General features: G+C 49.0%; 17 protein-coding genes and 2 pseudogenes. 9 read left to right on the top strand and 10 right to left on the bottom strand.

Features of this window, described 5'->3' with window-relative positions; genetic code table 11:
* Positions 1–147 precede the first annotated feature (147 nt).
* The 3 genes and pseudogenes from pdxI to ACJHWT_RS23555 form a co-directional block, all read right to left on the bottom strand.
* Entirely contained in the window at positions 148–1008 is an 861-nt protein-coding gene (gene pdxI, locus ACJHWT_RS23565; protein WP_000097834.1) for a pyridoxine 4-dehydrogenase, read from the bottom strand.
* A gap of 230 nt (positions 1009–1238) precedes the next feature.
* On the bottom strand, positions 1239–1829 hold the full coding sequence (gene paaY, locus ACJHWT_RS23560) for a phenylacetic acid degradation protein PaaY (RefSeq protein ID WP_001123437.1): 591 nt from the start codon (positions 1827–1829) through the stop codon (positions 1239–1241).
* A pseudogene (locus ACJHWT_RS23555) lies at positions 1811–1963 on the bottom strand (phenylacetic acid degradation operon negative regulatory protein PaaX); the annotation flags it as partial. The gene paaY and the pseudogene ACJHWT_RS23555, both read right to left, overlap by 19 nt.
* On the opposite strand from ACJHWT_RS23555, the pseudogene ACJHWT_RS23550 reads away from it, so the two are divergent.
* A pseudogene (locus tag ACJHWT_RS23550) lies at positions 1964–2170 on the top strand (helix-turn-helix domain-containing protein); the annotation flags it as partial.
* A 171-nt stretch (positions 2171–2341) separates the two neighbouring features.
* Here the strand turns inward: ACJHWT_RS23550 and ACJHWT_RS23545 are convergent.
* Genes ACJHWT_RS23545 through ACJHWT_RS23535 form a run of 3 tightly spaced genes read right to left on the bottom strand, consistent with a single transcriptional unit; the run spans position 2342 to position 5497 of the window.
* Positions 2342–2668 carry a YdbL family protein gene (locus ACJHWT_RS23545; RefSeq protein WP_001296049.1) on the bottom strand — a complete coding sequence of 109 codons (327 nt, stop codon included), beginning with the start codon at positions 2666–2668 and terminating at the stop codon, positions 2342–2344.
* Positions 2669–2675: 7 nt separating this feature from the next.
* A complete protein-coding gene (locus ACJHWT_RS23540) occupies positions 2676–2861 on the bottom strand; it encodes a YnbE family lipoprotein (RefSeq protein WP_000698145.1) in 186 nt (61 codons plus the stop codon).
* Positions 2858–5497: a YdbH family protein gene (locus tag ACJHWT_RS23535; protein ID WP_000900938.1), complete on the bottom strand. Its 2640-nt coding sequence runs from the start codon at positions 5495–5497 to the stop codon at positions 2858–2860. The genes ACJHWT_RS23540 and ACJHWT_RS23535 overlap by 4 nt, the downstream gene beginning before the upstream one ends.
* 207 nt (positions 5498–5704) lie before the next feature.
* On the opposite strand from ACJHWT_RS23535, the gene ldhA reads away from it, so the two are divergent.
* Both ldhA and hslJ read left to right on the top strand, forming a co-directional pair.
* Positions 5705–6694, top strand: a complete 990-nt coding sequence (ldhA, locus tag ACJHWT_RS23530; RefSeq protein WP_000762229.1) for a D-lactate dehydrogenase — start codon at positions 5705–5707, stop codon at positions 6692–6694.
* 110 nt (positions 6695–6804) lie between these two features.
* The gene (gene hslJ, locus ACJHWT_RS23525; RefSeq protein WP_001296048.1) at positions 6805–7227 is read left to right on the top strand and encodes a heat shock protein HslJ; all 423 of its coding nucleotides are present in this window, start codon (positions 6805–6807) and stop codon (positions 7225–7227) included.
* Here hslJ and ACJHWT_RS23520 read toward each other — a convergent pair.
* A complete protein-coding gene (locus ACJHWT_RS23520; RefSeq protein WP_001295715.1) occupies positions 7224–7490 on the bottom strand; it encodes a DUF333 domain-containing protein in 267 nt (88 codons plus the stop codon). The genes hslJ and ACJHWT_RS23520 overlap by 4 nt on opposite strands.
* Positions 7491–7763: 273 nt before the next feature.
* Here ACJHWT_RS23520 and nifJ point away from each other — a divergent pair, with 273 nt between their 5' ends.
* The 3 genes from nifJ to uspF all read left to right on the top strand — a co-directional run bounded on the left by nifJ (position 7764) and on the right by uspF (position 13362).
* Complete coding sequence (gene nifJ, locus ACJHWT_RS23515; protein WP_000628257.1) at positions 7764–11288, top strand: pyruvate:ferredoxin (flavodoxin) oxidoreductase; 3525 nt, start codon at positions 7764–7766, stop codon at positions 11286–11288.
* 365 nt (positions 11289–11653) lie between these two features.
* A complete protein-coding gene (gene ompN, locus ACJHWT_RS23510; protein ID WP_000837933.1) occupies positions 11654–12787 on the top strand; it encodes a porin OmpN in 1134 nt (377 codons plus the stop codon).
* A gap of 140 nt (positions 12788–12927) precedes the next feature.
* Positions 12928–13362 (top strand): universal stress protein UspF, encoded by a 435-nt coding sequence (uspF, locus tag ACJHWT_RS23505; protein WP_001295593.1) that lies wholly within the window; start codon positions 12928–12930, stop codon positions 13360–13362.
* Between the two features lie 264 nt (positions 13363–13626).
* Here uspF and ACJHWT_RS23500 read toward each other — a convergent pair whose 3' ends face one another.
* Positions 13627–13800 carry a hypothetical protein gene (locus ACJHWT_RS23500; RefSeq protein WP_001157925.1) on the bottom strand — a complete coding sequence of 58 codons (174 nt, stop codon included), beginning with the start codon at positions 13798–13800 and terminating at the stop codon, positions 13627–13629.
* A gap of 339 nt (positions 13801–14139) precedes the next feature.
* Here ACJHWT_RS23500 and ACJHWT_RS23495 point away from each other — a divergent pair, with 339 nt between their 5' ends.
* From ACJHWT_RS23495 to ACJHWT_RS23485, 3 genes are all read left to right on the top strand, one after another.
* Positions 14140–14253 carry a YnaM/YnfT family protein gene (locus ACJHWT_RS23495; RefSeq protein ID WP_120795384.1) on the top strand — a complete coding sequence of 38 codons (114 nt, stop codon included), beginning with the start codon at positions 14140–14142 and terminating at the stop codon, positions 14251–14253.
* Between the two features lie 68 nt (positions 14254–14321).
* A complete protein-coding gene (gene ydfK, locus ACJHWT_RS23490; RefSeq protein ID WP_000836768.1) occupies positions 14322–14555 on the top strand; it encodes a cold shock protein YdfK in 234 nt (77 codons plus the stop codon).
* A 316-nt stretch (positions 14556–14871) separates the two neighbouring features.
* The gene (locus ACJHWT_RS23485) at positions 14872–15462 is read left to right on the top strand and encodes a recombinase family protein (RefSeq protein ID WP_000078178.1); all 591 of its coding nucleotides are present in this window, start codon (positions 14872–14874) and stop codon (positions 15460–15462) included.
* A 97-nt stretch (positions 15463–15559) separates the two neighbouring features.
* On the opposite strand, the gene ACJHWT_RS23480 is transcribed toward ACJHWT_RS23485, so the two are convergent.
* Together ACJHWT_RS23480 and ACJHWT_RS23475 are read right to left on the bottom strand one after the other, a co-directional pair.
* Complete coding sequence (locus ACJHWT_RS23480) at positions 15560–16135, bottom strand: tail fiber assembly protein (RefSeq protein ID WP_001351719.1); 576 nt, start codon at positions 16133–16135, stop codon at positions 15560–15562.
* On the bottom strand, positions 16135–19168 hold a 3034-nt coding region (locus ACJHWT_RS23475), incomplete at its 5' end, for a phage tail protein (protein ID WP_368463421.1). The genes ACJHWT_RS23480 and ACJHWT_RS23475, both read right to left, overlap by 1 nt.

Genomic DNA, 19168 nt, shown 5'->3' with positions numbered 1-19168 from the left:
AGTTGCCAGACCGCAAGGTGTTTTAACAAATCAAAAGGGGTTTTAATAACTGGCTCAAAGCTGAAAGCTTTCCGGAACCCCCAGCCTAGCTGGGGGTTTTCTGTGCACAAACAAAAGGGAAATGCATCTTTCCCTTTTGTATATTCGTTATTCTCGCGAAATACCGTCCAACGTAGACAACACTTCCTCAGAAAGATGCAATTTTTCAGCAGCCATATTCTCCCGTAAATGCGCAACAGAAGACGTCCCTGGGATCAGCAAAATATTCGGTGAACGCTGTAACAGCCACGCCAGCGCCACCTGCATTGGTGTTGCGCCCAGGCTCGCTGCTACATCCGAAAGTGTGGAGGATTGCAGCGGCGTAAAGCCCCCAAGCGGAAAGAACGGCACGTAGGCAATGCCGTCACGAGCCAAAGCATCAATCATTGCGTCATCAGCACGATGAGCAATGTTGTATTCGTTCTGCACACAGACGATTTCGGTAATCTTACGCGCCTCTGCAACCTGCGTCGGTGTAACGTTGCTCAGACCAATATGTTTTACCAGGCCTTGTTGTTGCATCTCTGCCAGTACGGTCAGGCTGGCTTCAATCGATCCTTCCGCTGGGCCATGACCATCCCCCATCATAACGCGCAGGTTAACCACATCCAGTGCGCCCAGCCCGAGATTACGTAGATTATCGTGCACCGCTTTTTGCAGCTCTGCCGGAGAAAATGCGGGCAACCAGGATGCGTCCTCTCCACGCCGCGCACCAATTTTAGTGACAATTGTCAGGTCGTCAGAGTAAGGATAAAGCGCTTCGCGGATAATCTGATTGGTGACGTGCGGACCATAAAAGTCGCTGGTATCAATATGATTGACGCCCAATGCCAGCGCCTCACGCAGCACGGTTATAGCGACGTGGCGATCTCTTGGGGGGCCAAAAACCCCAGGACCTGCCAGTTGCATCGCGCCATAACCAAGACGGTTAACGGATTTTGTACCGAGAGTAAATGTATTGCTGCTCATCGCACCCTGCCCTGTAATAAAACGGATTAAGAAAAATAGTATAGAAACGAAAAGAGATAAATAATGCGAAGGCGTAAACAAGATTACTGGATGAGTTGCTCTATTGCCCTGAAAGACACCAAAACAAAACGCGTCAAGTACCGCATCCGGCAATAAAAAAACCGCAACCTGTATCAGCGTTGCGGTTTAGGTATCACATGCTAAAAATTAGAACGTCCAGCATCAGGACGTTACTGTTTCGGTCGCAGATTCTCATCAAATACCAGGCGCTGCCTGCCAGGTTCAACTTCCCGCAATGGCTCAACTTGATGCAACGTCTGCTTACTGCGTGTCACCAGCACCTGATACTCATGCGTGCCCTGCTTTTTCCATGCCAGTTCCTGCTCACTAAGTTCACGAATCGCTTTTGCCGGGCTGCCGACAATCAGGTAATTAGCAGGCATTTCTGCTTTGGCTTTCACAAATGCGGAAGCGCCAACAATGCTGTTCTCGCCAATCACCGCACCGTCCATCACTACCGCGTTCATACCCACTAATGCATTGCGGCGGATAATGCAGCCGTGAAGGATAGCGCTATGACCAATATGCCCATCTTCTTCCACGACAGTATCCTGATCGGGAAAACCGTGCATAACGCAATTATCCTGAATGTTCGCGCCATCTTTCACCACGATACGACCGAAATCGCCACGCAGGCTGGTATTTGGCCCAACGTACACGCCCTTGCCGAGAATAACATCGCCGATCAATACCGCTGTCGGATGGACAAAACTCTCTTCTGGCACAAACGGAGTCAGACCGTCTATCTGATAAATTGGCATAACGCCTCCTGTTCAATATTCAAGCCGCCAAAACGTTGAAAATACAGGCTTCCCGGCGCAGGCAATTCACCGACCGAGGTTTCACCTTTTTCACTAACGAACGCTAAAGCAGCAGGCGCTACGCGCTGATAAAGTTTGCCGATAAAGGTTTGGTAGTCGCGCAATATATCCGTAACCGTCGTCTCGATTTTTGTGCAGATGCGATTCGCCATGCCGCAGATGATGAAAAACTGGCAGGCATTGGCTTTCATTGGGGATTTTCCGACCAGAGTCATTTTTCAACGGTATTTAAGCAACGCTTTGGGATGACGCCAGGCGAGTATCGACGTAAATTCCGCTAACTAATTCGCGTTGCATGTACAGCAACGCGAATTAGTTAAAACAGATATTTGACTATGCATTTTTCAGGGCGAAAGGCAATTTGACAGGAATTTTTGAATATTCACGTTGTTTCCGGAAAATAGATTAATCGTCTTCTCCTGTAGCGTTATCCCGATATTGCGGTTTTGCTATTAAAATTTTCGCACCCATTTACCGTTTATCCCTTGTACATATTCCCCGGGTTTGGCCCGTTCTACAAGCTTTTGCCCGGCGAGTTTCGCGATATCATCCACCGACACATTATTCTGCTTTGCCAGTTGTTGATAGCTCGCTTTACGTTCGGCATTGATGTCGGTTACTAATTTCTCAGTTTCAGCATCTGTTTTCAGCGCAACCAGATAACCATAAAATGTTTCGCCTACCCGCCCCTGAGTTCTGGCTTCATCCAGAGTCAATGCCATTACATTGCTGCTTACCAAGCCAACAAGAAATGCACAAAGAAGTAATGTTCTTTTCATCATCACCTCAAAAAAGATCGCTACGGGTCTCAAGCAGCTCTTCGACATCTTTGTCTGCCTTGATGATGATCTCATGCTCAATTTTAACGTTCATATTGATAGTGATCGGTTCCTTAGGTGCAGCGACTTCAATGCGAGGCGTACAGCCAACCAGCATAAAAGATGACGTCAACGCAGCCAGTAAAATTTTCATTGTTTATCCTCACACTCTTTTCCTTGCGGACAGTCATTTCCCGGTAGATGCGCGTTCTGCTCCAGCCATGCCTGGAGATTATCGCCAAAGCGTAAACTGCGCCACAGCGTAAAAATATTCTCTTCATGATGGTAATTAAGATTTACCGTACCGCTTTTACCATCAACGCGACTGGTACCTGTAATATTGGCCTGCATGGTTAATAAACCGAGATTATCTAAATTAATTTTTGTCGATGAACGGCTAATTTCCATATAGCGCAACCAGTTAATTGCTGAACCCGCGGTCATATTGTCTTTCACCACCGCATCTGCGGTGTCTTTATCCAGCCGCAAGGTCATTGGCCCGCTATTTGCCAGCCAGCCGTCTTTCACTATCCATTTTTCGTTGTTTAGCCATAACGGCAATGCACCACTAAATGCCCCGGACATGGCGAATTGTTTCGGATTGACGGCGCTAACCAGTTCGCTGGATGAGAGATTATTCAGCCGCAACAGCGCCGAGTCATGTTGCGGCATGCGTAATTGTTTCATCAGCACGTTACCGCCTAACACATCGACGCTAACATCAGTCAACAGCAATGGTTCGTCTTCACTCCACGGATAACGCCCTTGCAAATCAGCCGTAATATTTTTCGCTGTCACCAGATTAATCACTTCGGCAATTCGCAACGTAACGGGGCCGCGAGTCCCCAGATGCCAGGCTCCATCGGCAAAACGGAAAGGCAGGACAAAATCGACACCGTTAACCTGATTATCTGGCATCCAGGCACTACCGCCTTTCAACACACCGTGCCCTCCCGCGCGGAATCCTTGTTCAGGCGCAGCTGAAAATGCAACCTGAGCATACAGTTCGCCATCGCGTAAGTTCATCTTCCAGTCGGGTGGCACCAGCGGCTGGAATACAGTCAGTGATTGTTTAGGCCACCAGGCGTTACCGCGCAGACGAATACCGTCCCAGCGACCATTTACCCGAACCGGGCCAATCTCACCAGCATGTAAATCGCCTTTAAAGAGGAAATACGTCGGATCGCGCCCATCGACGCTAAATTTTAAGGTTGATGGCGGTAACACACTGCCGCCAGTGAACAGTGTTTGCCCGGCGTCCAGTGACAGCGCGCCGCTGAAGGAGGGATGCTGTGCGTCACGTACCCAGACGACAGGCTTGTCGAGAATTAATCGCGGCTTTTCTACCGTCATCGTACCGTATTGTAACTGGTCGAAACCGGTGGAGAGATCGGTCAGCGTAATCGTGCTGTCATGCCACTCACCCTTTCCTGCGACATCCCAGGTGGCATTCATCGGTGTAAAACTGCCTTTTCCCCAGTAGCGCCACTGCCAGCGGCCAGCGTCAGGGAGAAAATCATTCGCCAGCCCATCCATATGCAGCACGAAATCGCCCAGTTCATTTTCATGCGCCTGCAAAATGGCCTGCAAACGTCCGTCAACACCACGTTGGGTGACTTTTACACCCGCTAAAGGCCAGCGGATTTCATCGATGTCCAGCGAATCGATGACTCTTCCCTTCGAACGTAATAACGCGCCTGGCTCAAAGGCCAGCGTTGGGTCAGTCAGACTTCCGCTTAGCTGCGCAGGTAAACGGGCATATAAAATGAGGTCCGCCTGTTTCGCTTCACCGGTCAGTTGCATAGGCAGCTGGCTGTTATCCATGCTTAATTTTCCTGGGCCAAAATTTAGCACCGCGTTGCCTTTACCCGCTTGCCCCTGGGTCAGCACACTCAGTCGTCCGCTGACCAGAGCGTTCTCGAGCCCTGCCTGCCAGTTGTCGACTTTGACACCCAGTCGGCCACTCAAAGGAAAACCTGCATACGGCCAGCTCCAGCGACCATCGCTTACGGTCAATTGTTGACGAGTAATTTGCCACGGCAAATCGAGCAACGGATCGCCGTTATCCCGTGCCAGCACAATCAATTGCCCGCTATTTTCCTGCCAGTCCAGCTCGGCATCCACCAGTGACGGTTCCTGCGGCAAGTTTAACGTCGCAGTAGCATGGCCACTTACAGGAAGTCCATCCGGCACTAGCGGCATAGTAAATTCCCCCACCAGTTTTACCGGCGGCTGATTTTCAAACGCGGCGACATCCAGTTCGCTGACTGTAAGTTGTTGCCCTTTAAGCTGGCCTTGAAATTTAACTTTTTCGCCCTGATAACGCAGTTGCTGGATATCAGAGGTTAACGCGAGAGAGAGTTTTCCCTGCCACTCCTGCCAGGGAGAAAAAATCAGTTTATCGATATTGATCCAGGTGTTAGGCAACATGGCCTGCCACTGCGCGAGGGTTTTTGGAGCGGCAGGCGATTGCTCCGTCTGCGGCAATTTCGCCAGACAAGCAGAATCAAGTTCTACCGTGCCGACGTTCAATAACCAGCGGCTCGGATGTGAAAGGCTGGCGTTGGTGATATGCGCAAGCTGACAATCTCCCACCAGATAACGGAGATCGGGAATGATTAAACCTTTACGCGTAATGCGTGGGCTTTCATCTAATGCAATACGTGTCCCGAGCGGTAGCCAGATGCCCGCCAGCGTGGGAACCCACAAGCCGAGCGTCATCAGCAGCGTCAACGGCACAAGAATAATCAGTAATAACAGCGCGAGAACGGCTTTATATTTACCCAGCATGGGTAGTTAATATCCTGATTTAGCGAAAAATTAAGCATTCAATACGGGTATTGTGGCATGTTTAACCGTTCAGTTGAAGGTTGCGCCTACACTAAGCATAGTTGTTGATGAATTTTTCAATATCGCCATAGCTTTCAATTATATTTGAAATTTTGTAAAATATTTTTAGTAGCTTAAATGTGATTCAACATCACTGGAGAAAGTCTTATGAAACTCGCCGTTTATAGCACAAAACAGTACGACAAGAAGTACCTGCAACAGGTGAACGAGTCCTTTGGCTTTGAGCTGGAATTTTTTGACTTTCTGCTGACGGAAAAAACCGCTAAAACTGCCAATGGCTGCGAAGCGGTATGTATTTTCGTAAACGATGACGGCAGCCGCCCGGTGCTGGAAGAGCTGAAAAAGCACGGCGTTAAATATATCGCCCTGCGCTGTGCCGGTTTCAATAACGTCGACCTTGACGCGGCAAAAGAACTGGGGCTGAAAGTAGTCCGTGTTCCAGCCTATGATCCAGAAGCCGTTGCTGAACACGCCATCGGTATGATGATGACGCTGAACCGTCGTATTCATCGCGCGTATCAGCGTACTCGTGACGCCAACTTCTCTCTGGAAGGTCTGACCGGCTTTACTATGTATGGAAAAACGGCAGGCGTTATCGGTACCGGTAAAATCGGTGTGGCGATGCTGCGCATTCTGAAAGGTTTTGGTATGCGTCTGCTGGCGTTCGATCCGTATCCAAGTGCGGCGGCACTGGAACTCGGTGTGGAGTATGTCGATCTGCCAACCCTGTTCTCTGAATCAGACGTTATCTCTCTGCACTGCCCGCTGACACCGGAAAACTACCATCTGTTGAACGAAGCCGCCTTCGATCAGATGAAAAATGGCGTGATGATCGTCAATACCAGTCGCGGTGCATTGATTGATTCTCAGGCGGCAATTGAAGCGCTGAAAAATCAGAAAATTGGTTCGTTGGGTATGGACGTGTATGAGAACGAACGCGATCTGTTCTTTGAAGATAAATCCAACGACGTAATTCAGGATGACGTATTCCGTCGCCTGTCTGCCTGCCACAACGTGCTGTTTACCGGGCATCAGGCATTCCTGACAGCAGAAGCGCTGACCAGTATTTCTCAGACTACGCTGCAAAACTTAAGCAATCTGGAAAAAGGCGAAACCTGCCCGAACGAACTGGTTTAATCTTGCCGCTCCCCTGCATTCCAGGGGAGCTTATTCAGATAATCCCCAAAGACCTTTCATCCTCTATTCTTAAAATAGTCCTGAATCAGAAACAGTAATTGAGAACCACAATGAAGAAAGTAGCCGCGCTTGTTGCGCTAAGCCTGCTGATGGCGGGATGTGTAAGTAGTGACAAAATTGCTGTAACGCCAGAACAGCTACAGCATCATCGCTTTGTGCTGGAAAGCGTAAACGGTAAGCCCGTGACCAGCGATAAAAATCCGCCAGAAATCAGCTTTGGTGAAAAGATGATGATTTCCGGCAGCATGTGTAACCGCTTTAGCGGTGAAGGCAAACTGTCTAATGGTGAACTGACCGCCAAAGGGCTGGCAATGACCCGTATGATGTGCGCTAACCCGCAGCTTAATGAACTCGATAACACCATTAGCGAAATGCTGAAAGAAGGTGCACAAGTGGATCTGACCGCGAACCAGTTAACGCTGGCGACCGCGAAACAGACATTAACTTATAAGCTGGCGGATTTAATGAATTAATAGCTGCCACAGCTCCCGGCGGCAAGTGACTGTTCGCTACAGCGTTTGCCGTTGGGTAATGCACACATCCCAATCGCCGTACCATCCAGTTGGCGGGCAACAGAAAGCGAACCGCCGATCATTGCACAATTTGCTTCTCCACTACTGGACATCGACGCTTTTAAACCTGGCGCTACGTGCGCCGCAGTCGCCTGCTGAACAGGTTCACTACTACACGCCGACAACAATAAAGCGGCACACCCTACCCAAAACGCTGCTCGCATCTTTTCTTCCTCTGATCTTCAAGCCAAACGACACCGCCATAAATAATAGGCAGCACAGAGGGCGGCGTCGAGAGCTGTCCTGCGCGTTGCCCCGCATTTTTACTTTTTTATGGCTATTTTTTTGCCCTCTGTTTGATCAAAACATTCATTACGCTAATGTGGGGGACACAAAAGCGAAAATGCAGAAGAAAGCCATTTGCTAAAATTGAACGATTACTACTGGGCGCGCAGCAATTTCGTGCGCCCCTCATTTGCGCAATGTAAGGGTGTCATATGATTACTATTGACGGTAATGGCGCGGTTGCTTCGGTGGCGTTTCGCACCAGTGAAGTTATCGCCATCTACCCTATTACCCCCAGTTCCACGATGGCAGAACAGGCTGATGCATGGGCCGGAAACGGCTTGAAAAACGTTTGGGGAGACACACCACGCGTGGTTGAAATGCAGTCGGAAGCGGGTGCTATCGCTACCGTGCATGGTGCTTTGCAAACTGGTGCCCTCTCAACATCGTTTACGTCATCGCAGGGTTTGCTGCTGATGATCCCAACGCTGTACAAACTGGCAGGCGAACTGACGCCGTTTGTCCTGCATGTTGCGGCACGTACCGTTGCCACACATGCACTCTCTATTTTTGGCGATCATTCCGACGTTATGGCGGTGCGCCAGACGGGTTGCGCGATGTTGTGTGCAGCAAGCGTCCAGGAAGCGCAAGACTTTGCTCTCATTTCGCACATCGCGACGCTGAAAAGCCGCGTGCCATTTATTCATTTCTTTGATGGTTTCCGCACATCTCACGAAATCAATAAAATTGTCCCGCTGGCCGATGACACGATTCTTGAACTGATGCCGCAGGCAGAAATTGATGCTCATCGCGCCCGGGCACTCAACCCGGAACATCCGGTGATCCGCGGTACGTCCGCCAATCCTGACACTTATTTCCAGTCTCGCGAAGCCACCAACCCATGGTACAACGCAGTCTATGACCATGTTGAACAGGCGATGAATGATTTCGCTGCCGCGACAGGTCGTCAGTATCAGCCGTTTGAGTATTACGGGCATCCGCAAGCGGAACGGGTGATTATCCTGATGGGCTCAGCCATTGGCACATGTGAAGAAGTGGTTGATGAATTGCTGACCCGTGGCGAAAAAGTCGGCGTGCTGAAAGTTCGCCTGTACCGCCCCTTCTCCGCCAAACACTTGCTGCAAGCTCTGCCGGGATCCGTGCGCAACGTGGCGGTACTGGACAGAACCAAAGAGTCTGGTGCCCAGGCAGAACCGCTCTATCTGGATGTGATGACCGCACTGGCAGAAGCCTTTAATAATGGCGAGCGTGAAACCCTGCCCCGTGTCATTGGTGGGCGCTATGGTCTTTCATCCAAAGAATTTGGCCCGGACTGTGTACTGGCGGTATTTGCCGAGCTCAACGCGGCTAAACCGAAAGCGCGCTTTACGGTTGGTATTTACGATGATGTAACCAATCTGTCACTGCCGTTGCCGGAAAACACCCTACCAAACTCGGCGAAACTGGAAGCCTTGTTTTATGGCCTTGGTAGTGATGGCAGCGTTTCCGCGACCAAAAACAATATCAAGATTATCGGAAATTCCACGCCGTGGTACGCACAGGGCTATTTTGTTTACGACTCCAAAAAGGCGGGCGGCCTGACGGTTTCTCACCTTCGCGTGAGCGAACAGCCGATTCGTTCCGCTTATCTCATTTCCCAGGCTGATTTTGTTGGCTGCCACCAGTTGCAGTTTATCGATAAATATCAGATGGCTGAGCGTTTAAAACCTGGCGGCATTTTCCTGCTTAACACGCCGTACAGCGCAGCTGAAGTGTGGTCGCGCTTGCCGCAGGAAGTTCAGGCCGTGCTAAACCAGAAAAAAGCGCGCTTCTATGTGATTAACGCGGCGAAAATCGCCCGCGAATGTGGCCTGGCGGCCCGTATTAATACCGTCATGCAGATGGCTTTTTTCCATCTGACGCAGATTCTGCCTGGCGATAGCGCCCTGGCAGAATTGCAGGGTGCGATTGCCAAAAGTTACAGTAGCAAAGGCCAGGATCTGGTGGAACGCAACTGGCAGGCTCTGGCGCTGGCACGTGAATCCGTAGAAGAAGTTCCGTTGCAGCCAGTTAATCCGCATAGCGCCAATCGACCGCCAGTGGTTTCCGATGCCGCTCCTGATTTCGTGAAAACCGTAACCGCTGCGATGCTCGCCGGGCTTGGTGATGCCCTCCCCGTTTCGGCGCTGCCGCCAGACGGCACCTGGCCGATGGGCACCACGCGCTGGGAAAAACGCAATATCGCCGAAGAGATCCCCATCTGGAAAGAGGAACTCTGTACCCAATGTAACCACTGCGTCGCTGCTTGCCCACACTCAGCTATTCGCGCAAAAGTGGTACCGCCTGAAGCGATGGAAAACGCCCCTGCCAGCCTGCATTCGCTGGATGTGAAATCGCGTGATATGCGCGGGCAGAAATATGTCTTGCAGGTGGCTCCGGAAGATTGCACCGGTTGTAACCTGTGCGTCGAAGTTTGCCCGGCGAAAGACCGTCAGAATCCAGAGATTAAAGCCATCAATATGATGTCTCGCCTGGAACATGTCGAAGAAGAGAAAATCAATTACGATTTCTTCCTCAACCTCCCAGAAATCGACCGTAGCAAACTGGAACGTATTGATATTCGTACATCGCAGCTGATTACACCGCTGTTTGAATATTCAGGTGCTTGCTCCGGTTGTGGCGAGACGCCGTATATTAAATTGCTGACTCAGCTCTATGGTGACCGGATGTTGATCGCTAACGCCACCGGCTGTTCTTCAATTTATGGCGGTAACCTGCCCTCTACACCGTATACCACCGATGCCAACGGTCGTGGACCGGCATGGGCGAACTCGCTATTTGAAGATAACGCCGAATTTGGCCTTGGTTTCCGCCTGACGGTCGATCAACACCGTGTCCGCGTGCTGCGTCTGCTGGATCAATTTGCCGATAAAATCCCGGCGGAATTACTAACTGCGTTGAAATCAGACGCCAAGCCAGAGGTTCGTCGTGAACAGGTTGCAGCTTTACGCCAGCAACTCAAAGATGTTGCCGAAGCACATGAACTGCTACGTGACGCAGATGCACTGGTAGAAAAATCAATCTGGCTGATTGGTGGTGATGGCTGGGCTTACGATATCGGCTTTGGCGGTCTGGATCATGTATTGAGTTTGACGGAAAACGTCAACATTCTGGTGCTGGATACGCAATGCTATTCCAACACCGGTGGTCAGGCGTCGAAAGCGACACCGCTGGGTGCAGTAACTAAGTTCGGCGAGCACGGCAAACGTAAAGCGCGTAAAGATCTTGGCGTCAGCATGATGATGTACGGTCATGTTTATGTGGCGCAGATTTCTCTCGGCGCGCAGCTCAACCAGACGGTGAAAGCGATTCAGGAAGCGGAAGCGTATCCGGGGCCATCGCTGATCATCGCTTATAGCCCCTGTGAAGAGCATGGTTACGATCTGGCACTCAGTCACGACCAGATGCGCCAACTCACTGCCACCGGCTTCTGGCCGCTATATCGCTTCGATCCACGTCGAGCCGATGAAGGCAAACTGCCGCTGGCACTGGATTCACGCCCGCCGTCAGAAGCACTGGAAGAAACGTTACTTCACGAGCAGCGTTTCCGTCGTCTGAATTCGCAGCAGCCAGAAGTGGCAGAACAGTTATGGAAAGATGCTGCAGCTGATTTGCAAAAACGCTATGACTTCCTGGCACAAATGGCCGGAAAAGCGGAAAAAAGCAACACCGATTAAATGCACTGGATAAGGATTATCCAATTCTAAAAAAAAGCCCGGACGACTGTTCGGGCTTGTCTTTTTATATGTTGGAAAATCAGTAGCAATGCAATGGCCCAACAGAAAATAAAATCTGTGACAATAAAGGCATATAACCCGCGCAGAATAACGTATAGCAAATTAAAAGTATAATTTTTATTTTGTATGTATTATCTTCAATACATTCACCAGACTTATTATCATTTCCGTAGAATTATTTGATTAAGGTTTTACTTAAGGCGTAACAAATGATATTTATCGGCTAACTGAACTTCTCCTTTAGGATGTTTTCACTCCCCGAAATGGGGATAAAAGGCAAATAAAATAACTAAAGGATTTATTCAATGAAAAGCAAAGTACTGGCACTTTTAATTCCTGCCCTGCTCGCCGCAGGTGCTGCACATGCAGCCGAAGTTTATAATAAAGACGGCAACAAATTAGATCTGTATGGCAAAGTTGATGGCCTGCATTATTTTTCTGATAATTCAGCGAAAGATGGCGACCAGAGCTATGCGCGTCTGGGTTTTAAAGGCGAAACCCAAATTAACGATCAACTCACTGGCTACGGTCAATGGGAATACAATATTCAGGCAAACAACACTGAATCTTCAACAAACCAGTCATGGACCCGTCTGGCATTTGCCGGACTGAAATTTGCAGATTACGGTTCTTTCGATTACGGACGTAATTATGGCGTAATGTACGACATCGAAGGCTGGACCGATATGCTGCCTGAATTTGGCGGTGACTCTTATACCAATGCAGACAACTTTATGACTGGTCGTGCCAACGGCGTCGCGACTTATCGTAATACTGATTTCTTCGGTCTGGTAAATGGTCTGAACTTCGCGGTGCAGTATCAAGGTAACAACGAAGGAGCCAGTAATGGTCAGGAAGGCACCAACAACGGACGTGATGTTCGCCATGAAAACGGTGACGGCTGGGGTCTTTCCACAACATATGATTTAGGCATGGGCTTTAGCGCTGGTGCGGCATACACCTCTTCTGACCGCACCAATGACCAGGTTAACCATACTGCGGCGGGTGGTGATAAAGCAGACGCGTGGACTGCTGGGCTAAAATACGATGCTAACAATATTTACCTGGCAACCATGTATTCAGAAACGCGTAACATGACCCCGTTTGGCGACAGCGATTATGCAGTTGCGAACAAAACCCAGAACTTTGAAGTTACTGCACAGTACCAGTTTGATTTTGGTCTGCGTCCGGCAGTCTCTTTCCTGATGTCTAAAGGCCGTGACCTGCACGCTGCCGGTGGTGCAGACAACCCGGCAGGTGTTGATGATAAAGATCTGGTTAAATACGCCGATGTTGGCGCGACTTACTATTTCAATAAAAACATGTCCACTTATGTTGACTATAAAATCAACCTGTTGGATGAAGATGACAGCTTCTACGCTGCCAACGGCATCTCTACCGATGATATTGTCGCTTTAGGTCTGGTTTATCAGTTCTAAATCCTCCTGCCCGCTGTTATGGCGGGCTTTTTCTGCTTATTCTTCCTCCTTTGATCTAAATTAAAAATGTGAACTCCGTCATTACACAAAAAGTGTCATCTGGCGTTACACTTTATGCGGATACTAAAACAGGAGGTTTTATGAACAGAACGATTCTTGTCCCTATCGATATTTCCGATTCAGAATTAACTCAACGCGTGATTAGCCACGTTGAGGCAGAGGCAAAGATTGATGATGCAGAGGTTCATTTCCTGACGGTAATACCTTCACTGCCCTACTATGCCTCTCTGGGTTTAGCGTATTCCGCAGAATTACCGGCAATGGATGACCTGAAAGCGGAAGCCAAATCGCAACTGGAAGAGATCATTAAAAAATTTAAACTGCCAACCGACAGAGTGCATGTCCATGTTGAGGAAGGTTCGCCCAAAGACCGCATTCTGGAATTGGCGAAGAAGATCCCCGCTCATATGATCATCATTGCTTCCCATCGACCGGATATCACCACTTATCTGCTCGGTTCCAACGCCGCAGCTGTAGTGCGTCATGCAGAGTGCTCCGTGCTGGTTGTGCGCTGACACTAACGCCCGCACATTGCTGCGGGCTTTTTGATTCATTTCGCAAATGTGCTGACATTTTCCCCTCTAATCCGTACCATACACGCCACAGTTTTTATATCAGATTTCTTATGCTGGGCGTTCCGGCATGACGCATACTCTTCTGATGCCATATAACGAATTGAGTCGCTTTTAAATGTCGCAAAATCAAGAAATTAGTAAGAAAGAACAATACAACCTGAACAAGTAAGGGCAAAAATCACAACTATCTGACTCATAAGTGTTTTACTTATTTTTCAATGTGTTAAACATCATCAGCGAGAACAATAAACTACGATAATCCACTCTTTTTTTGCCCCTTTTTTGCCCCTTTTGCAGCGTTTTGCCCCATTTTTGCCACAAAAAAAAATTCCAAAACGTCTCAATCAAAGTCAAACCAACCGCAGCACGTTCTTGCATACGACGTGACTGCGGTTTTTCAACTATTCAGATACATCACTCCCATCACATTCATTCCTCCGCATCATAGGCATATAGGCTATATCACCTTGATATTTTTCTTCTTCAGATAAAAACTGTTATCTATGTATACTTTTAAACCCAATCCGTGTAGAGTCTCTGCATAAGATAGTTTGCAGTTGCCGCTTCAGCTTGCGCCATAAACCGCCTGATTTTTGCTGCCACCTGTTAGCATTCCTGTATACCTGAAACGACAATGTTTATCTACGAACTTTAAGAACACCCAAGATAAAAATTGTCAACTATATCATATATAACACATTACTAATTCGAGGTTATATGAACAGCATACTGATAATCACATCTCTCCTTATCATATTCAGCATTTTTAGTCATGCCCTAATAAAATTAGGGATTGGCATATCCAATAACCCAGACAAAACCGATGTATAAGTCAACATATCCTGAATCAGACATACAATATCGCAATGAAAATCAATAATATTTTAAGGAATATCTTCATGAAATCAAAAGACACCCTAAAGTGGTTCCCTGCGCAGCTTCCTGAAGTAAGAATTATCCTAGGGGATGCTGTAGTGGAAGTAGCAAAACAGGGAAGACCTATCAATACCAGAACATTGCTTGATTACATTGAAGGAAACATAAAGAAAAAATCATGGCTGGATAACAAAGAATTATTACAAACAGCGATATCAGTTCTTAAAGACAACCAAAATTTAAATGGTAAAATGTAATATAATAAACTTACTTTTTTATCATTTTTCCACTTTAACAACATTTTGCTCCACTTTTCCACGACCAAACAACTTGAAATCTGGTTAAAATAACACGCAACACTATTCTTCTTCCTTGAGTCCGCCCGGAACTCGAAAAACAAACCGAGTTAAAGCCATTTTTCACAAAATCGATTTTGGGTCTCACCAAAATTACGGGGTTGCATACGCATTCGTTTATTTTCGAACGTGTACATACAAATATGCACAAAAATAATCATAATTATTTTCTGAGATGCATTATGATATGAACACCAATTTCGTATAGAGTCTCACTATGTCTCAAATTTTTGCTTACTGTCGGATATCAACGCTGGATCAGACCACCGAAAATCAACGCCGGGAAATCGAAAGTGCAGGTTTTAAAATCAAACCTCAGCAAATAATCGAAGAACACATTAGTGGCTCAGCAGCAACCAGTGAGCGTCCTGGTTTTAACCGGTTGCTTGCTCGCCTGAAATGTGGTGATCAATTGATTGTGACAAAACTGGATCGCCTTGGTTGTAATGCAATGGATATCAGGAAAACAGTGGAACAACTGACCGAAACAGGTATCAGAGTGCATTGCTTAGCATTGGGGGGCATTGACCTGACCAGTCCAACAGGAAAAATGATGATGCAAGTAATTTCAGCAGTCGCTGAATTTGAACGAGACCTTTTACTTGAACGCACTCATTCCGGGATAGTAAGAGCCCGCGGCGCAGGGAAACGTTTTGGTCGACCACCTGTGTTAAATGAAGAACAGAAACAGGTGGTATTCGAACGAATTAAGTCAGGTGTAAGTATAAGTGCCATTGCCCGGGAATTCAAAACCTCGCGGCAAACCATTTTAAGAGCCAAAGCAAAACTTCAGACACCTGACATATAAAAAATAATCTCGGTGTGAGATGCTTTACGTCTTCCAAGCCCCCTTCCTTGCCGTAAATGGAAAGATACATCTAATTATAGAATTTATATGTTTTACCCTACGGCAGTGCTGGCCATTCAATATCCTGTGAAGTTGACGTATCAACACGGTTCAGCAATACCCGATACTTTTTCCATGCTTCCAGCAACGAGATTTCTTCCTCCGTTGCAATTTCCAGATCTGCAGCATCCTGAAGCGGCGCAATATGCTCACTGGCTACCTGCATCAGGTTGTTTTTTGTTTCTTCCGCCTCCCGGATCCGGAACAGTTTTTCTGCTTCCGTATCCTTCACCCAGGCTGTGCCGTTCCACTTCTGAAACTCCCCTTCCGGCGATAACCAGGTGACATTTTCCGGTAACGGACCGAGTTCAGAAATAAATAACGCGTCGCCGGAAGCCACGTCATAAACCGTTTTACCCCGATGATCTTCAACGAGATGCCACGATGCCTCATCACTGTTGAAAACAGCCACGAAGCCTGCCGGAATATCTGGCGGTGCAATATCGGTACTGTTTGCTGGCAGACCTGTATGAGGCGGAATATATGCATCACCTTCACCAATAAATTCATTAGTTCCGGCCAGCAGATTATAAATTGTTATGGTCCGTGGTTGTTCACTCATTCTGAATACCATTATGCAAGCCTCACAATATAGTTAAATGCGATGTTTTTGACGGTGTTTTCCGCGTTACCAGCAGCGTTAACGGTGATGGTGTGTCCATGTGAGCCAATCGCAACGGAGTGCGTATGAGCACCAATACCGACAGTATGTGCATGTGCGCCTGCGCTTGCAGCAGTGCCGGACAGCGAGTGGGTATGAGCACCATCTGATGATGTCTTCCCTGCATTACGAGTCTGGCCACTACCGCTTGTTGTGCTCATAATCCCCGCGCTTAGATTTGAAATCGCGGTATAACCATTAGGGAAAATGCTCGTGTTCGTGCCACCAAATGCACCGGAACTCTTGTGTTGGTGCGCACCGGCACTATTTGCAGTCCCGCTAATACTATGGGTATGCGCCCCGGTGTTATTCGTGGATTTGGTTCCGTAATCAAACGACGATGTGTTTTTCGTCCCCAAATCCGTACTGGATGCGCTGGCGCTGTGGGTGTGCGATTTAATGCCGTCCTGTTCCTGAGATAATACGGCTCGACCACTGGCAGGTTTGCCCTTAATCGTCCAGCCACGCATATCAGGGATCACGCCTGACGGATAAGCGGCTGCAAGTTTTGGGTAGGCAGATTTGTCAAAAGTCTGCCCCTGCATCAGGGCATAACCAGACGGAACGGTATCTGATGGCCACGGGATTGGTGCACCGACTGGATAAAACTCTGCAGGAGGATGAGCCGAGGTGTAAAGCTGCGCCCAACCACTTTCAAAACCATAACCGTCTCTTGAAGAACGGTAGAACAGACCACCATTTCTGTAATGCGCCTTCATCTGCAGGGTCCGGCAACTTCCGACTCCGGTATAGAAGTTAACCAGAATATAGCTGTCGCCAGAGCGGGTGACATTGTAAGCGCCTGATTCGGCATTCCATGGAACGCCCCCATCCGCATCGGCATACGCATCCGTTGCTCTTCTGGCAAAAGCAGCCACATGCGCGGCGGTTAAAGTGATATCAGTAGAACCATCAAATGGAACACCGGATATTTTTCTTGCAGTCTGAAGTTTTGTAGCAGTTGCAGCATTACCAGTGGTGTTCTGATTACCCGTAGTGTTTACACCTGGAAGGTTAATATTTGCAGAACCGTCGAAAACAACTCCACCGATAGATCTTGCCGTCTGCAATTTCGTGGCTGTACTTGCATTACCATTCAATGAACCAGTTAATCCACCTGTAACAGACAACGGACCTGAAACTGTTCCTCCGGTTGTTGGCAGTGCTCCAATATCTAACGGCGTCGGTTTCTGATGTGTGCTATACATCGTATAAACAACACCATCGGTAACGCTGGAAGGCTTACTCGCTGAATATGTTGGCGATGTATAAATAGAAACTGTCGCATTTGCAGTACAATCCCAATGGATATTTACACGAGTCGCATAATTGCCAATCTCAACGTAAATATCATATGTATCGCCGGATGTGTTGATCCAGGCGAAATTCGTTAATCCGACGGCTGTACGCTTCCACAAAGCCCCGGTAATTCCTTTGGGGTTTCCATTGCCTGCTCGTAGAACCAGTTCTGAAATGCCTGCCTGATGTGGGGAGCCGACGTTGTAACCAGCGCCACCAATCAATGCGATGTAAACGATGGAACTCGCTTGTGGCATGGTAACCGTAGCCAGTTTGAACCACCCAGCCCCGCCAGAGAAAGACATCGTTACTGAATTTAAAGTACCAATATCTTTCGGCGTTAATGTTATATCCGCAGTCAGTGCTTTTCCGTTAACTTTTCGGTTAGATGGCACCCTGCTATTCGCATTGTCATTGGCTGCTTTAACTGCTTTTGGCGTTGCGGCCAGCGATTCACTGGTGCTATCAACAGCACTGCTAAGTTTCACAACACCTTTAGTTGTAAGGCTTGCGTCTTCCATCGCAACTGCACCGGCAATCTCTTCAGCACGATCAGCAGCAGCTTCCGCACGGGTCGCAGCGGATTCAGCAGCAGTTTTGCTCTGAGATGCTGCCGTCGCACTGCCTGCCGCCTCTGTTGCTTTCGTGGATGCCGTCGTGGCGCTGCCCTTCGCTGCTGACGCCTGTCTGGTCGCCTCATCTTTTGAAGCAGACGCAGATGATGCCGATGACGCTGCCGAACTGGCGGACGATGCGGCTGCCGTTTTTGAGGATTCTGCACGGGTTTCCGACGCTTTCGCATTCGTTTCGGATGTCTTCGCTGCGGAAGCAGACCTCGCTGCTGAGCTGGCCTGTACAGCGGCTTCGCCAGCCTTCGTTGTGGCTGTTGAAGCGGACGATGCAGCACTTTCTGCCGATTTTCCGGCGGCGGTGGCACTGGCTGAGGCCTGCCCGGCACTTGTTGACGCGGCACTGGCAGACGACGCAGCCGCTGTTTTTGAGCCTGCCGCAGCTGAGGCACTCTGTCCCGCTGCCGTTTCAGAAGCCTTGGCGTTCGTCTCGGACGTTTTTGCCGCCTTCGCAGAATTTGCTGTCGCCGTTGCCGAGGAAGCTGCGCTGCTGGCGCTCGAGGCTGCGCTCGTTTCTGATGATTTTGCCGCCTCTTTTGAAGCCGACGCATCCCGGGCTGAGGTGGCAGCTTCTGACGCTTTCGTGGTCGCGGTGGATGCTGAAGTGGCTGCTGATTGTTGTGACGCTGCCGCATTCGTTTCTGACGTTTTTGCCGCAGCGGCACTGGTGGCCGCCGCGCTTTTTGAGGACTCTGCAGCGGCAGCACTTTTTGATGCTTCAGTGGCCTTTGCTGATGCCGTTCCTGCGCTGGAAGACGCTGACTGAGCCGACGAAGCGGCCTGTCCGGCTGACGTGCTGGCTGCGCGTGCTGAGCCTGCAGCATCAGTCGCATGGGTTGCCGCCTCACGGGCAGATGTGCCGGCATCGCCGGCTGACTTCTTCGCGGCTGCCGTGTTCTGTGCCACTGCGGACGCGTTACGCGCCACCTCTTCCACCATCAGTTCAAAACGGCGCAGTGCCTCTGGCCGGACATCATCCTCCGTCATTGCACCGAGGAAATCATTCAGTGTGCCCGGC

The sequence above is a fragment of the Escherichia sp. WS338 genome (genome assembly GCF_046486405.1).
Lineage (GTDB): Bacteria > Pseudomonadota > Gammaproteobacteria > Enterobacterales > Enterobacteriaceae > Escherichia > Escherichia coli.
The sequence above is the reverse complement of the archived record's forward strand: the minus strand, read 5'-3'. Positions and strand labels throughout refer to the sequence as shown.